Here is a 13067-nt window from a genome sequence, read left to right on the forward strand (position 1 = left end):
GCCCTAGATCGGCGGAACGGCGTTCGTTGTCCGTTGCAAGGCCCGCAACTCTCGATAACTGATCCGGTGCACCATATTCTCGTCGAGTAGCGCAGCAACGCTAGGATCGATCAGCGCTGCGGCATCATGAACGCGAATATCCGCATGGTGAAGGTCGTAGCCGCGAAGTTCCTTACCATCTAAAACGGGATGAGCGAACAGCTCCGTGACTCCGCAAGGCAATGTCGGACACACCTCGAATATCACGTCGCGGGTAAGAAGCGGCCAGGTGTAGATAAGATGATCCACCGACAGGACACCCCGCGACACCGATAACTCGCGAGCCGGAAAGTCCGATTGGAGAGGAAGGCGAACCGGTACGTCGATCTCGGACGCCAGATCGAGGTAAATTGCGAATAGCGCCTGGTTCGCGTGCAGAACATCCATATGCGTGTCGATGTGGGTGACATCGACACCCCATGCGATGGCGGTGTCGACCTGGGCGCGACACTCGGCGCGGACTTCGTCCAAATCTTGCTGACTAAGAGCGGTCGCGGTCGTGGCAGGCAGAAAACCGCTGGCGTCGCGGAGCGATGCACCTCCGGTCAGACTCCGCCAGCGATAGCCTGCATGTTCGCTGGTCAGGGTCAAATGCACGCCAACCGGCAATCCATCGAACATACGTGCTGCCTCGGCCGCCCAAGGGCAGGGAACCATAAGCGATGCGCTGGTGGCGACACCGGAGGTCATGGCACGGAGGGCCGCCACGTTTGCGCTATGGCTCGATCCCACATCGTCGCAGTTGACAATGAGCAGTCGATCCTCAGCACGAAATCCAAGTCTCTGATTAAGGGCTGTAGTTTGTTTAGACACAATGCGTCGTTCCCTTTCACTGGCTCGACGCTTGGTGGCTTGCTCCGTTTTGTTGCCGGTTTGGCCACATCCCCCTTTCAGGGAGCCACCTTGCCCGGATCGGCAGGTTGGCGTTGGGCGTCGGCCCAACTCTTGATGTTGTCCGCAGCTTACGGTCTGTGACTTCCTTCCGCAATGCCTGACGCCAAACACACGGCGGGCGACATGGCGGCAACCGCCTGATTTTCGATCATGGGCTGTGGCGGGCACGTTATTCCGGCAGGAGGCCAGCGGTGCGGTAAATATTGATTACCGAATCGTAGACCGAAATGTCTGCCCGGCTTCTTGATAGAAGTTGTGCGCCGACGATCGCCGCGAATATTGCACGTGCTTTCTGCTCGTTTACTTTGGAAGCAGCAAGCGCCGCAGCGGCCAGTTGTCTGCTCAGCCACGCGATGTTGACGTCGGCAAAAGCCTGAACCTCCTTCTTTATCGGTGCTGGCAGATCATCATACTCAGCGGCCATAAAGCTTCCAAGGCACATCCTGTTATCATTCTCCAGTGCCTTGCGAAACATATTGGGGTAGCGGCGCAGACTTTCGAGCGGGTCCTGCGTCTGGTCGGACAGCACGTCCAAAGCAGCGGCTGCGTCCTCCCAATAACGCCTTGCCACTGCAGCACCAAGTTCCGCTTTGGCCGGAAAATAATAGTGGATGCTGGCCGCCTTAATGCCGACCTCCGCTGCCAAATCGCGAAAGTTTAGCCCGCCATACCCATGTGCCTGAGCAGTTCGCCGTGCAGCATCCAGGATCAGTTCTCTTGTATTTACGGTCATCTGATATCCATGCGTTGGCTCGCCTATCAAATGACAGATAGGGCGTTGAAGTTCATCGGAGCCCCTGATAGCACATCTATCAATTGGCAGACAGATAGGATGAATTATGAAAATCTATGATCGTGAAGCTGCGCCACACCCAGCGCGCATTCGTATCGTGCTTGCCGAAAAGGGGCTGGACGAGCAGGTAGAGTTTGTCAGTATCGATCTTATCGCCGCAGAGCAGAAGCAGCCTGAGTTCCTGGCCATGAATCCGATCGGAAAAATCCCGGTTCTGGAGCTTGAAGACGGCACGATCATTTCTGAATCGACGGCTATCACGGAATATCTCGACAATCTGGATGGCAATCCGATCCTGACTGGCAAGACCCCGCGTGAAAAGGGCCTGATCCACATGATGCAGCGCCGTGCAGAGATGATGCTGATCGATGCCGTCGACGATTATTTCCATTATGGAACGCCTGGCCTTGGCGCAGCGCTGCGGCCATGGCGGATGCCTGACTGGAGCGGAGCGAAGGAATGGGGGCAGCGGCGGGGCGGATATGCCGTGGCTAATCTGCCGTACTTCAACGATATTTTGGCAAAACAAGCGTTCCTGGCGGGGGACGAGTTCTCGATGTCAGACATCACATTGTTCGCAGGCCTGATGTTTGCTGATCTCGTGGGTTTGCCGGTGGCTTCGGAACTTACCGCACTTCATAACTGGCGCGACAAGGTGTCCAACCGCCCCGCAGTGAAAAACCGCAGCGGGCAGACAATGCATCCGGAGGATTTGGCGCGTCACAGTGGCGCGGCGTAGCATTCTCGACCTATCTTTTTGCGACTGCTGGCGCGACCGGCGGCAATCACATGGCGCGCGGCATGGCGGCTATCGCCTGATTTTCGCGCACGTCGCCCGTTTCTTAAGGAAAATTCCGTTATTGCGCCGGAAGCGAGTTCGCTGGGCTGTATGGTGTGGGGTGACATGGCGGAGCATTCGGACAATCGAGAGGATGAAGATTTTCTCTGCGGTTTTCTTAAGCGGGTGTCGCCGCTGTGGCTGCTCAATGGTTTCATGACGACACTTACAAAACGTGATCCGCGTAATCAGGATATGCAGCTTTGGGAGGATATTTCGCTTTCCGGCGCGTCGGGTGGTGCAACGTCGGAGGAAATCGCTGTCATGAACGCCAAGGCCGATACCCGCCGATCCATGTTGGAAGCAAACCCCGTCTTTCTGACTTCGATCGCCAGATTGACGGCCGTGGGCGTTTCTCCAAAGTGGTCAAGTGATGGAGACCCCGGTTTCCGAGCGCGCGTCCTACGCCTTTTCATACCGCTTGAAGCAATTCCGCAGATTCAGGACATGGCGGCCGAGGATGCTGGAATAGAATCTGGCCCGGATCGGTTAGAGGCCGCCGAAATCTATCGGCGCTGGCTGCTGCAAAGCTATCATCCCGATTGGGAGCGATATCGGGAGAAGTGGCCCACGCTATATAAAACCCCCTACAATACAGCGCGGAATGATTTCGGGCGCGATCCCAATCCCATTAAGCCATGAACACACGCACATTAATGGGTGTCGGCAATCACATGAATCTCAGGCAGCCGTCACGCGGTTCCGCCGAAAATCCGGCGCGCACGGAATTGCGCGGTCCTGTGATCCCGTGGAATGTCCGAAAATCACTGTCGGATTGAGAAAGTGTCCGACAACGCCGGTGGCCGGGTTTTCCGTCAGGGAGCATCGGCGCTGATCTGGCACCTGGCCGCGACCGCCAGCATGGACCGGCGCGTTTCATGTGATTGGCGGCACAGGACTGGTGGCAGTGTGATCTGGTTCCAGTCCGCTCCGATCATGGAGGAAATCCAAACCCAAACAGGACTCGCGAAAGCAAAAATCGTCTGTCGCCGTCAGTTTGATCGGCGAGCGAGCTTCTCCGCTCCTCGTTGGTTTACGGAAGGACTTCAATTTGGAATTAGGTTTAGTTACGCCATCCGTATGACACTCAGTATCACAATTCCTGACAACCCGTCCGATGCCGACCGTGAAGCGATCGCTGCACCGCTTCGTGCCTACAATATCGCCCACGGTGGCGACCCGCATATGCGGTCGGTTGCGATATTGCTGACGGACGAGCATGGCGTTCACATCGGCGGCTTATGGGGTAAATGCTCCTATGATTGGTTGTTCGTGGAGCTTCTGGCCGTCCCCGAAGAGCACAGAGGCGGGAGCTATGGCAAGAGGTTGATGAACGAAGCCGAGAGCATTGCGCGTGCAAACGACTGCATTGGTCTGTGGCTTGATACCTATGAGTTCCAGGCACGCGGCTTTTATGAAAAGCTGGGCTTCGAAGTGTTTGGCGAACTGAAGGATCATCCCATCGGCCAGAAGCGACTGTTTCTTCAAAAACGCTTCTAAGGCGCGCGCACCTCCTGATTGATGCTCGCTTTCGGGAATGCGAACATCTTAGCGGAGTGTACCAGAAAACCTATGTACAGCCCCCAACGCCCGACAATCAGGCGATAGCCGCCATGCCGCGCGCCATGTGATTGCCGCCGGTCGCGCCAGCAGTCGCAAAAAGATAGGTCGAGAATGCTACGCCGCGCCACTGTGACGCGCCAAATCCTCCGGATGCATTGTCTGCCCGCTGCGGTTTTTCACTGCGGGGCGGTTGGACACCTTGTCGCGCCAGTTATGAAGTGCGGTAAGTTCCGAAGCCACCGGCAAACCCACGAGATCAGCAAACATCAGGCCTGCGAACAATGTGATGTCTGACATCGAGAACTCGTCCCCCGCCAGGAACGCTTGTTTTGCCAAAATATCGTTGAAGTACGGCAGATTAGCCACGGCATATCCGCCCCGCCGCTGCCCCCATTCCTTCGCTCCGCTCCAGTCAGGCATCCGCCATGGCCGCAGCGCTGCGCCAAGGCCAGGCGTTCCATAATGGAAATAATCGTCGACGGCATCGATCAGCATCATCTCTGCACGGCGCTGCATCATGTGGATCAGGCCCTTTTCACGCGGGGTCTTGCCAGTCAGGATCGGATTGCCATCCAGATTGTCGAGATATTCCGTGATAGCCGTCGATTCAGAAATGATCGTGCCGTCTTCAAGCTCCAGAACCGGGATTTTTCCGATCGGATTCATGGCCAGGAACTCAGGCTGCTTCTGCTCTGCGGCGATAAGATCGATACTGACAAACTCTACCTGCTCGTCCAGCCCCTTTTCGGCAAGCACGATACGAATGCGCGCTGGGTGTGGCGCAGCTTCACGATCATAGATTTTCATAATTCATCCTATCTGTCTGCCAATTGATAGATGTGCTATCAGGGGCTCCGATGAACTTCAACGCCCTATCTGTCATTTGATAGGCGAGCCAACGCATGGATATCAGATGACCGTAAATACAAGAGAACTGATCCTGGATGCTGCACGGCGAACTGCTCAGGCACATGGGTATGGCGGGCTAAACTTTCGCGATTTGGCAGCGGAGGTCGGCATTAAGGCGGCCAGCATCCACTATTATTTTCCGGCCAAAGCGGAACTTGGTGCTGCAGTGGCAAGGCGTTATTGGGAGGACGCAGCCGCTGCTTTGGACGTGCTGTCCGACCAGACGCAGGACCCGCTCGAAAGTCTGCGCCGCTACCCCAATATGTTTCGCAAGGCACTGGAGAATGATAACAGGATGTGCCTTGGAAGCTTTATGGCCGCTGAGTATGATGATCTGCCAGCACCGATAAAGAAGGAGGTTCAGGCTTTTGCCGACGTCAACATCGCGTGGCTGAGCAGACAACTGGCCGCTGCGGCGCTTGCTGCTTCCAAAGTAAACGAGCAGAAAGCACGTGCAATATTCGCGGCGATCGTCGGCGCACAACTTCTATCAAGAAGCCGGGCAGACATTTCGGTCTACGATTCGGTAATCAATATTTACCGCACCGCTGGCCTCCTGCCGGAATAACGTGCCCGCCACAGCCCATGATCGAAAATCAGGCGGTTGCCGCCATGTCGCCCGCCGTGTGTTTGGCGTCAGGCGGTTCAATGACAGGCAGACCTTAACGCCTTGCCAGTATCAGTTTTCAGATATCGGAGATTTTGCGAGCCTTTTCGGCGCGCAGGAGGCAGCGTGATGGTTTGGGGAATGAGTTTACCTTCCAACTTCGGTGAATTTTGGCCGGACGGAGATTTTGAGTTCGACGCCAAGGCGCGGGATGGTCGATGGAGCGAGCGTCTTCGCCTTCACTACTTGGCGCAGATTCCTGACGAGCAGCGGAGGCTGTTCGACTATGGCGACAATCACGTCGGTTATGGAGCCGGAAACTACGGCACTTTTGTTGTCGGAAAATTTACGAGAGAGCGGGGAACGGTGAGGCCGGGGAGTCCGGACTATCCGCCTTTCAGGCCGGTTGAACCCCACGAGGCACCGCGATCTTTTGCAGCCGAAAAGAGCTATCAAACACTCGGGTCATTGATCGAGTTGAACGATGGTATCGTGGCAGTGGATGAGGCCCTGAAAGAAATAATCGAGCGACTTGAACCCGGAATCCATCAGTTTTTCCCGATTGAGATTCGCATGCCGCGCGGTCAAATTTATCCCGGACAATATTACACAATGGTCATCGGTCAATTTATTGACAGCTTTTTGCCAGAGAACAGTCAGGGGGATTCGTGGAGCGGCTACGGTCCAGAGTATCCGAATACTTATTCTTATAAAGAATTGAATAGAGGCATTTCTGGACTAGCCCTTTCAGCAGAAAATTTTGGAAATGCGAATTTGTGGCGGGAGCGGAGTTTCACTAACATTTTGCTGTGCTTTTCGGATGCGTTGCGGGCAGAGATTGAGAAGTCTGGCATTCGCGTTCCCGATTCCTATCGCATGATGGAAACCTGAATATCGGAAATCAGGCGATAGCCGCCGTCCGCCATGTTTGCCGACAGGAGGGCGCATGCTCCAGTCCTTGACCCGGCCTGACGTTCGGTGACTTCGAGCGCGGCGGGGAGGAAATCGGATTCACGGGAAGGTACAAAGATTTTGGGCCGCTCGCGGTCGGCCCTTAGCGCTTCCTTCAGCACGTCCCAGTGATGGCGCCATCCGCTCATGCCGTGTTACCTTGCGCGACGCCGCCGCCGCTCTGGCGCCGGTGGAGATCGGCATAGCGGCCGTTGTTGCGCAGGAGTTCCTCGTGGGAAGCGCGCTCGACGATCCGCCCGGCTTCCAAGGAAATCAGATTGTCGCATTGCCGGACGGCCGACAGCCGGTGCGCGATGATGATCACGGTGCGGTTGGCTGAGATCGCCTTGAGGTTTGTCTGGATACGCGCTGATCACGGAGCGCCGGATGATCGACCTTCCGGCGGGTAAGGCCGTCATCCGCTCCGAAGGCGTCGCCGGTGGCATGTTGCTCGAGAGTGCGATCTTGCTCGGTCTGCCGGGCGGCGCGCGCGAGAAGAACCTCGACGCCGAATTGCTGTCGCCGGGCAGCCTCTATGCTCGCGCGCTCGGCCGACCCGTCGTTCTGCGGCGGCGGTATCCCAAGAATGGCGAGGTTCGCGAGGAGCCTGCCGTCGTCCGCTCCGGTCCCGCAGGCAGCGTGATCGTTCAGACGCGCGCCGGGTTCGAAGCGGCCAACTGCGGCCCGCTCAGAGATGCGCTGACTTACGACGGCGTGCCGCCGGGGCTCACGGCCAAGCCGAGGCTGTCGGTCGAGATCGATTTGCCTAGGGCCGCGCGCGCCAGTGACGCTGTTCTACCTCGCCTGGGTTTTGACTGGCTGACCAACTACGTCGCCCACATGAAGCCCGATGGTTGGCACGCCGAAATCCTAGTTGTCTGCTAGGTGGGCTGGAAATCGAACGTCCGAGAGAAATCATCGCGTCGGCAACGGCGCGTTTTTTTGACTAGGATCGAATAGGCTATCAGCTGTCATTGCCTCTTGAGAGCTAGCGTAATGCTCGTGACCATGGACATGAGGGCGATCAGGCTGAAGCTCAGACGGGCTTTCTATAAGCGCGCGGTATCGGATAAGAAGGCGCGAACGCGTTTCATTTCGAGCGGCTCATTCCGAGACACGATGTCATTATCGAGATGTTGATTTCGAAGTTGCCGGATTGGTCAACCTTGTTGCCGCGAACTGAAGCGGACGCTCCCAGCAAACTGCCCCAATTTTGATAGCGCCCTGTGACAGGCTTGGCATTGATAGGCTGTTCCACTATGCGAAGCTTTGAAAGCGGGGCTACATCCGCTTTCATTGATCGCGCCGGTGTCCCCGAAAGGGGCTTAATCGGGAATGCGGTGCGGAGGGTTTCCTTCCAAATCCGCGGCTGTCTCTGCAACTGTAAGCGGATAGCGCGATGCACATAGTCTCTCTTTGAAGGGGCAGCCACTGGGCCGGACGCTAAATCATGCGAGGTTTGGGAAGGCGTGCATCAAGCTGTGACCCGCGAGCCAGGAGACCTGCCGGCGTCTGGTCGCTCTTGCCTTGGTCCAGAGGATGGCCGCGGCACGGTGAACTCCGTCTGAGCGACGAACGAGCGGCGGGGGCCGCATCGGAGACGTGCGTTGGTCGCCCATGGCGTTCGACCGCCGCGCGTGTCGCCCGTTCGCGCGGGTTTGCCCCGGCCACGTCGCAAGACGCCAGAGGACGATTTGTGATCAAGACTATTCTTTCCAGCACCGCGCTCGCCGCGCTCCTTTTGCCTGCCTTTGCCCATGCCGAAGATGCATCAGAGGGAGCCGACAAGTCCGATATCCTCGTGCTGGGCACTCGCACCGACGATGCTAATGTTCCTACGCAAACGGGAAGTCGTCTCGGTCTGACCATCCTCGAGACGCCGGCCAGTGTCGAGACGCTGTCGGGCGACGTTATCCGCGCGCGCGGGGATATCTCGATCATTGATGCGGTAACGCGGGCGACGGGCATAAGTTCGGTGGCCAATCCGGGCAACGGAGGCACTGGTCTTGCCGCACGGGGCTTTAGCGGACCCGGATCCGTCATGCAACTCTATGACGGTGTTCGCCTCTATCCCGGTGCGGGAACGGTGACTTTTCCAACCGATCCCTGGACAGTGGAGCGAATAGAGGTGCTGCGCGGCCCTGCATCGGTCCTTTACGGCCAGGGTGCGATCGGGGGCGCCGTCAACGTCATTTCGAAGAAGCCGAATACTGACCGCACCGAGTTCGAAGCGGAAGCCGGTTACGGTTCCCAAGATAGCTGGCGCATCGCGGCCAGCGTTGGTGGGCCGGTCAACGAGCTGATCGCCTATCATTTCGACATCAGCCGTACACAGTCGGACGGCTGGGTCGATCGCGGGAATTCGAAGGGGCTGGCCATATCCGGCTCGGTGCAGCTACGCCCCAGCGATAGGCTGACCATCACCCTGTCCGACGATTACAGCGACCAGGAGCCGATGCCCTATTTCGGTACGCCGCTGATCAATGGCAGAATCAATGATCGCAACAAGCGCCGAAACTACAACGTCACCGACGCGCTGATGCGCTTCAAGGACAACCGGACCACCCTTAAGATAGAATGGGTGCCTAGCGCCGACATCAGCGTCCGCAACACCGCCTACCGGCTGACCACCGATCGCAAGTGGCGCAATCTGGAGAGCTATTTCTGGAACGGCGTCACGGGGAGGATCGACCGGTTCGACTTGTTCGGCATCGACCATCGTCAGACCCAGGTCGGCAATCAGGGCGACGTCACGATCCGCAGCGAATGGGGTGGCCTGACAAACGAGTTGCTGGTTGGCTTCGACGTCAACGCAATCAGTTTCAGGCACGCGAACGATTTCGATTCCGATCCGGCACCTGCCGGTTTCGCCGATCCGGTCGATCCGTTCGTGTTTGACCCGGGCCTCTATTACAACACGTTCGGTGTGCGACCCCAATATCGCACCCGGACGCGGCAATATTCCTTCTTCGCGGAAGACCGCCTGACACTCAGCGATCAATTGTCGCTGTCGGTCGGGATCAACTACGACCACGCCAACATCAAACGCTACGTCAACAGCTATGATACCGTCGGCGTGGCGACCGAGACGTTGCGACTCGACAAGACGCTGCACAATGTCACCTGGCGGGTAGGAGCGGTCTACCAACCGAGCCCTGCACTATCGCTTTACGGTCAGTATGCGACGGCGGTCGATCCGCTCGGTTCGTTGATCACCTTCTCCATCGGGCAGGCCGCGTTCAAGAACAGCACGGGCGATCAGATCGAGGCCGGCATCAAGGCCAGCTTCCTTGGCGGACGCGGATTGGCGAGTTTCGTGGCCTACCGGATCGTCAAGAAGAACCTGCTTGTCACGGTTCCGGGCAGCCTCCCACCAAGGCAGGACCAAGTAGGGCAACGTTCGGCGAAAGGGCTGGAGGCCTCGCTGACGCTGGATCTTCCCGGGGGCTTCGGGATCGATGCCAACGGGACGATCCTCGCCGCGCGTTTCGACGAGTTCCTGAGCGGTGGCACGTCGTTCAACGGTAAAACTCCGCCCAATGTGCCCGAAGCCACAGCTAATCTCTGGCTGCGTTACAATGTGACTGGACGTCTCCAGACACGCCTTGGCCTGCGTTATGTCGGCAAGACTTACTCCGACAACGCCAATCAATTCCGGGTGCCTGGCTACGCGGTGGTGGATGGGAGCATTTCGTTTGCGGTGACGAAGAATGTCGCGGCAAACCTGCGGGCCTATAATCTGTTCGACAAGGATTACGCGACCACCACCTATAATGACGAGCAGTGGCTAATCGGGCGACCACGCTCGATTGATGTGTCGATCAGCGCGCGGTTCTGACCGTGCATGACGGCACGCAACCTGTGGTGGTGGCGCGCAGGCGGGGGCGGCTGTTGCGGGCGCTGCTCCTCATGCATCGCTGGATGGGCGTCATCATCGGTACGGTGATGACGCTATGGTGCCTCACCGGGTTCGTGATGCTTTTCGTCGATTATCCACGGCTGCTGCCGACCGAGCAACTGCGGGGCTTGTCTCCCTTGCACTTGCCGACCGGTGGCAGTCTGGCCCGAATTGGGCTGGCACCTGATGCCAGACTGGCTTCGGCCCGGCTTGAGATGGTCGCGGGCAGGCCGGTGCTGCGGGTGGTCCCCAAAAAAAGCGATGCGCGCGCGATCTGGCAGATGCGCGCCTCACCGCAGAACTATGACCTTGCGTCCGGGTCGCCCTTGGCGCTGCTGTCCCGTAAAGACCTTGGCAAGGTCGGGGCGGAATTCGGGCGAAACGTCGGCATTGCCGGAGCAGTAACCGCGATCACACCGATTTCAGTCGATCAATGGACCGTTCAAGCCTTTCGCGCCAACCGCCCGCTGTACCGGGTCGACTATGCCGATGCCGCAGGATCGACGGCCTATATCGCGGGCCTGACTGGCGAAATCGTGCAGCAGACCACACGGTTTGAGCGGTTCTGGGGCTGGCTGGGCGCGGTGCCGCACTGGCTTTACCCGACGGTGCTGCGCCAGAACCCGGCGGCGTGGAGCCAGGTGGTCATCTGGACTTCGCTGACCGGTTGCTTCCTGACCGTCACCGGAATCTGGATCGGGATCAGCCGCTTGCGACGCGGCAAGGACGGAGCGTTCGGCTCGCCCTATCGCGGGCTGTGGTGGGGGCATCATATGGCCGGGCTGGTGTTTGGCCTGCTCACGCTGACGTGGGTCGGCAGCGGGTTGTTCTCGATGAGCCCATGGGGGCTGTTCGACAGTGAGGCCGGACTGATCGAACGTCAGCGTCTGGCCGGATCGATGCTCTGGGCCGACATGCGAACCGCGCTGGCCAGCCAGTTCCCCAGCGATACGGTCCGGGTGGAAAGCGCCCCACTCGGCGGGAAACTGGCGTTGGTGGCCATTGCCGCCGATGGGCGCAGGGTGCGGATCGACAGTGCGGGCAGGCTAGCGCCCCTGACGCAGGCGGATGTGGCGGCAGCATTGCGGAACGGCCCGCGCGTCGCCTCGCTTGATCTGCTGCCTGCGGGCGACAGCTATTACTATGCCCACAAGCAGCCGGTGCGATTGCCGGTGTGGCGTGCGGTGCTGGCCGATCCGCAGACCACGCGTCTTTATATTGACGGGGCATCGGGCACTTTGCTGCGTGCAGTCGATGGCAGGGGACGCGCCGGACGCTGGCTGTGGAACGCGCCGCACAGCTTTGACCTGCCCGGCCTGCGCCAAGGTTCGCTGCGCTACATCCTTATCCTGCCCTTGCTGGCGGCGGTCACGCTGGTCTGCGGCACCGGGGCGTGGATGGGCCTGCGCAAACTTGGCCGCGACTTGCGGCGTATCCGGCGGCGGCGCTCACGCCGCCCATTTTTCCTTCGTTCACGGAGTCCGTCATGATCGCATCTGTCGCATCGGCGTCCCTATCCTTGCGCCGCCGGATCGGCGCTTTGTTTACGGGGTTGATTGCCGCCAACATTGCCGTGTGGATCTGGGCCTATAGCCTGTTTCATGCGCAGCCCCTGATGCTGGGCACCGCCGTGCTAGCGTGGGGACTTGGCCTGCGTCACGCGGTCGATGCCGATCATATTGCGGCCATCGACAATGTGACGCGCAAATTGATGCAAGATGGTCAGCGCCCGGTTTCGGTCGGTTTCTGGTTTGCGATCGGGCATTCCGGCATCATTGCGATTGCATCTATCACCATCGCTGTGACGGCCAGCGCGCTGTCGGGGTTCGGTGTCTTCAAGGAAATCGGCAGCGTGGTCGCGACCGTAATTTCCGCGATTTTCCTGTTCACCATCGCGGGCATGAATCTGGTCATCCTTCGCTCGGTCTGGCGGACGTTTGGCCATGTTCGCGCGGGCGGCCACTATGCTGACGACGATCTGGACCTGCTGCTGGGTGGTCGCGGCCTGCTCTCGCGGTTGTTCAGGCCGATGTTCCGTCTCGTGAACAAAAGTTGGCATATGGCCCCGCTGGGTTTTCTGTTCGGGCTGGGGTTCGATACTGCAACCGAAGTCGCCATTCTGGGCATGTCGGCCAGCCAGGCGGTCAATGGCCTGTCGATCGGCACGATACTGGTGCTGCCCGCGCTGTTCGCGGTCGGTATGGCTCTGATCGATACGGCGGACGGCGTGGTGATGCTGGGCGCTTATGAATGGGCTTTCGTAAAGCCGATCCGCAAGCTCTATTACAACATCACCATCACCCTGATCTCGGCCATCGTGGCCATTGTCATCGGCGGGATCGAGACGCTGGCCCTGATAGGTGACAAACTTGATCTGAAGGGGTGGCCCTGGAGCCTTGCCGCCAAACTGGGCGAGAATTTCAACAGCCTCGGCTTCGCCATCATCGGACTGTTCGTGCTGTGCTGGCTCGCCAGCTTTGCGATCTACCGCTGGAAACGCTTGGACGAGATCGAGGTCACAGTCGTTGCCTGACCGTCAACGGGTGGATTGTTGCGTCATACTCAGGCGCGACGG

14 protein-coding genes and 2 riboswitches are annotated in these 13067 nt (G+C 58.7%); of the genes, 9 read left to right on the top strand and 5 right to left on the bottom strand.

Features of this window, described 5'->3' with window-relative positions:
• Nucleotides 1–3 precede the first annotated feature (3 nt).
• Both U5A82_RS00775 and U5A82_RS00780 read right to left on the bottom strand, forming a co-directional pair.
• A complete protein-coding gene (locus U5A82_RS00775) occupies nt 4–852 on the bottom strand; it encodes a ChbG/HpnK family deacetylase (RefSeq protein WP_326287897.1) in 849 nt (282 codons plus the stop codon).
• 38 nt (nt 853–890) lie between these two features.
• Nucleotides 891–996, bottom strand: a riboswitch (SAM-I-IV-variant riboswitch).
• 106 nt (nt 997–1102) lie between these two features.
• The gene (locus U5A82_RS00780; RefSeq protein ID WP_326287899.1) at nt 1103–1666 is read right to left on the bottom strand and encodes a TetR/AcrR family transcriptional regulator; all 564 of its coding nucleotides are present in this window, start codon (nt 1664–1666) and stop codon (nt 1103–1105) included.
• Nucleotides 1667–1772: 106 nt separating this feature from the next.
• Here U5A82_RS00780 and U5A82_RS00785 point away from each other — a divergent pair, with 106 nt between their 5' ends.
• From U5A82_RS00785 to U5A82_RS00795, 3 genes are all read left to right on the top strand, one after another.
• Complete coding sequence (locus U5A82_RS00785) at nt 1773–2465, top strand: glutathione S-transferase family protein (protein WP_326287900.1); 693 nt, start codon at nt 1773–1775, stop codon at nt 2463–2465.
• Between the two features lie 18 nt (nt 2466–2483).
• The gene (locus U5A82_RS00790; RefSeq protein WP_326287902.1) at nt 2484–3206 is read left to right on the top strand and encodes a hypothetical protein; all 723 of its coding nucleotides are present in this window, start codon (nt 2484–2486) and stop codon (nt 3204–3206) included.
• Between the two features lie 141 nt (nt 3207–3347).
• Nucleotides 3348–4064, top strand: a complete 717-nt coding sequence (locus U5A82_RS00795; protein ID WP_326287903.1) for a GNAT family N-acetyltransferase — start codon at nt 3348–3350, stop codon at nt 4062–4064.
• Between the two features lie 177 nt (nt 4065–4241).
• Here the strand turns inward: U5A82_RS00795 and U5A82_RS00800 are convergent, their stop codons facing one another.
• A complete protein-coding gene (locus tag U5A82_RS00800) occupies nt 4242–4934 on the bottom strand; it encodes a glutathione S-transferase family protein (protein ID WP_326287900.1) in 693 nt (230 codons plus the stop codon).
• Nucleotides 4935–5040: 106 nt separating this feature from the next.
• On the opposite strand from U5A82_RS00800, the gene U5A82_RS00805 reads away from it, so the two are divergent.
• The gene (locus tag U5A82_RS00805; protein ID WP_326287899.1) at nt 5041–5604 is read left to right on the top strand and encodes a TetR/AcrR family transcriptional regulator; all 564 of its coding nucleotides are present in this window, start codon (nt 5041–5043) and stop codon (nt 5602–5604) included.
• A gap of 168 nt (nt 5605–5772) precedes the next feature.
• On the top strand, nt 5773–6534 hold the full coding sequence (locus U5A82_RS00810) for an imm11 family protein (RefSeq protein ID WP_326288762.1): 762 nt from the start codon (nt 5773–5775) through the stop codon (nt 6532–6534).
• Here the strand turns inward: U5A82_RS00810 and U5A82_RS00815 are convergent.
• Nucleotides 6513–6743, bottom strand: coding sequence for a hypothetical protein (locus U5A82_RS00815; protein WP_326287904.1), 231 nt, complete (start codon nt 6741–6743; stop codon nt 6513–6515). The genes U5A82_RS00810 and U5A82_RS00815 overlap by 22 nt on opposite strands.
• A complete protein-coding gene (locus tag U5A82_RS00820; protein ID WP_326287906.1) occupies nt 6740–6919 on the bottom strand; it encodes a hypothetical protein in 180 nt (59 codons plus the stop codon). The genes U5A82_RS00815 and U5A82_RS00820 overlap by 4 nt, the downstream gene beginning before the upstream one ends.
• A gap of 62 nt (nt 6920–6981) precedes the next feature.
• Between U5A82_RS00820 and U5A82_RS00825 the strand changes: the two genes are divergently transcribed.
• The 4 genes from U5A82_RS00825 to U5A82_RS00840 all read left to right on the top strand — a co-directional run bounded on the left by U5A82_RS00825 (nt 6982) and on the right by U5A82_RS00840 (nt 13025).
• Nucleotides 6982–7479, top strand: coding sequence for a hypothetical protein (locus U5A82_RS00825; protein WP_326287908.1), 498 nt, complete (start codon nt 6982–6984; stop codon nt 7477–7479).
• A gap of 404 nt (nt 7480–7883) precedes the next feature.
• Nucleotides 7884–8118, top strand: a riboswitch (cobalamin riboswitch).
• Between the two features lie 172 nt (nt 8119–8290).
• A complete protein-coding gene (locus U5A82_RS00830; RefSeq protein ID WP_326287910.1) occupies nt 8291–10432 on the top strand; it encodes a TonB-dependent receptor in 2142 nt (713 codons plus the stop codon).
• 2 nt (nt 10433–10434) lie between these two features.
• The gene (locus tag U5A82_RS00835; RefSeq protein WP_326287912.1) at nt 10435–11982 is read left to right on the top strand and encodes a peptidase; all 1548 of its coding nucleotides are present in this window, start codon (nt 10435–10437) and stop codon (nt 11980–11982) included.
• Nucleotides 11979–13025 carry a HoxN/HupN/NixA family nickel/cobalt transporter gene (locus U5A82_RS00840; RefSeq protein ID WP_326287914.1) on the top strand — a complete coding sequence of 349 codons (1047 nt, stop codon included), beginning with the start codon at nt 11979–11981 and terminating at the stop codon, nt 13023–13025. Before U5A82_RS00835 ends, U5A82_RS00840 begins: the two co-directional genes overlap by 4 nt.
• The last annotated feature ends 42 nt before the right edge of the window (nt 13026–13067 follow it).

Origin of the sequence: Sphingobium sp. CR2-8 (assembly GCF_035818615.1) — a bacterium.
Taxonomy (GTDB): domain Bacteria; phylum Pseudomonadota; class Alphaproteobacteria; order Sphingomonadales; family Sphingomonadaceae; genus Sphingobium.

Bases quoted from the DNA above. Each gene is read 5' to 3' on its own strand.
- U5A82_RS00800 (WP_326287900.1), bottom strand. From the start codon at position 4,934: ATGAAAATCTATGATCGTGAAGCTGCGCCACACCCAGCGCGCATTCGT.
- U5A82_RS00810 (WP_326288762.1), top strand. From the start codon at position 5,773: ATGGTTTGGGGAATGAGTTTACCTTCCAACTTCGGTGAATTTTGGCCG.
- U5A82_RS00785 (WP_326287900.1), top strand. From the start codon at position 1,773: ATGAAAATCTATGATCGTGAAGCTGCGCCACACCCAGCGCGCATTCGT.
- U5A82_RS00840 (WP_326287914.1), top strand. From the start codon at position 11,979: ATGATCGCATCTGTCGCATCGGCGTCCCTATCCTTGCGCCGCCGGATC.
- U5A82_RS00815 (WP_326287904.1), bottom strand. From the start codon at position 6,743: ATGAGCGGATGGCGCCATCACTGGGACGTGCTGAAGGAAGCGCTAAGG.
- U5A82_RS00825 (WP_326287908.1), top strand. From the start codon at position 6,982: ATGATCGACCTTCCGGCGGGTAAGGCCGTCATCCGCTCCGAAGGCGTC.
- U5A82_RS00780 (WP_326287899.1), bottom strand. From the start codon at position 1,666: ATGACCGTAAATACAAGAGAACTGATCCTGGATGCTGCACGGCGAACT.
- U5A82_RS00805 (WP_326287899.1), top strand. From the start codon at position 5,041: ATGACCGTAAATACAAGAGAACTGATCCTGGATGCTGCACGGCGAACT.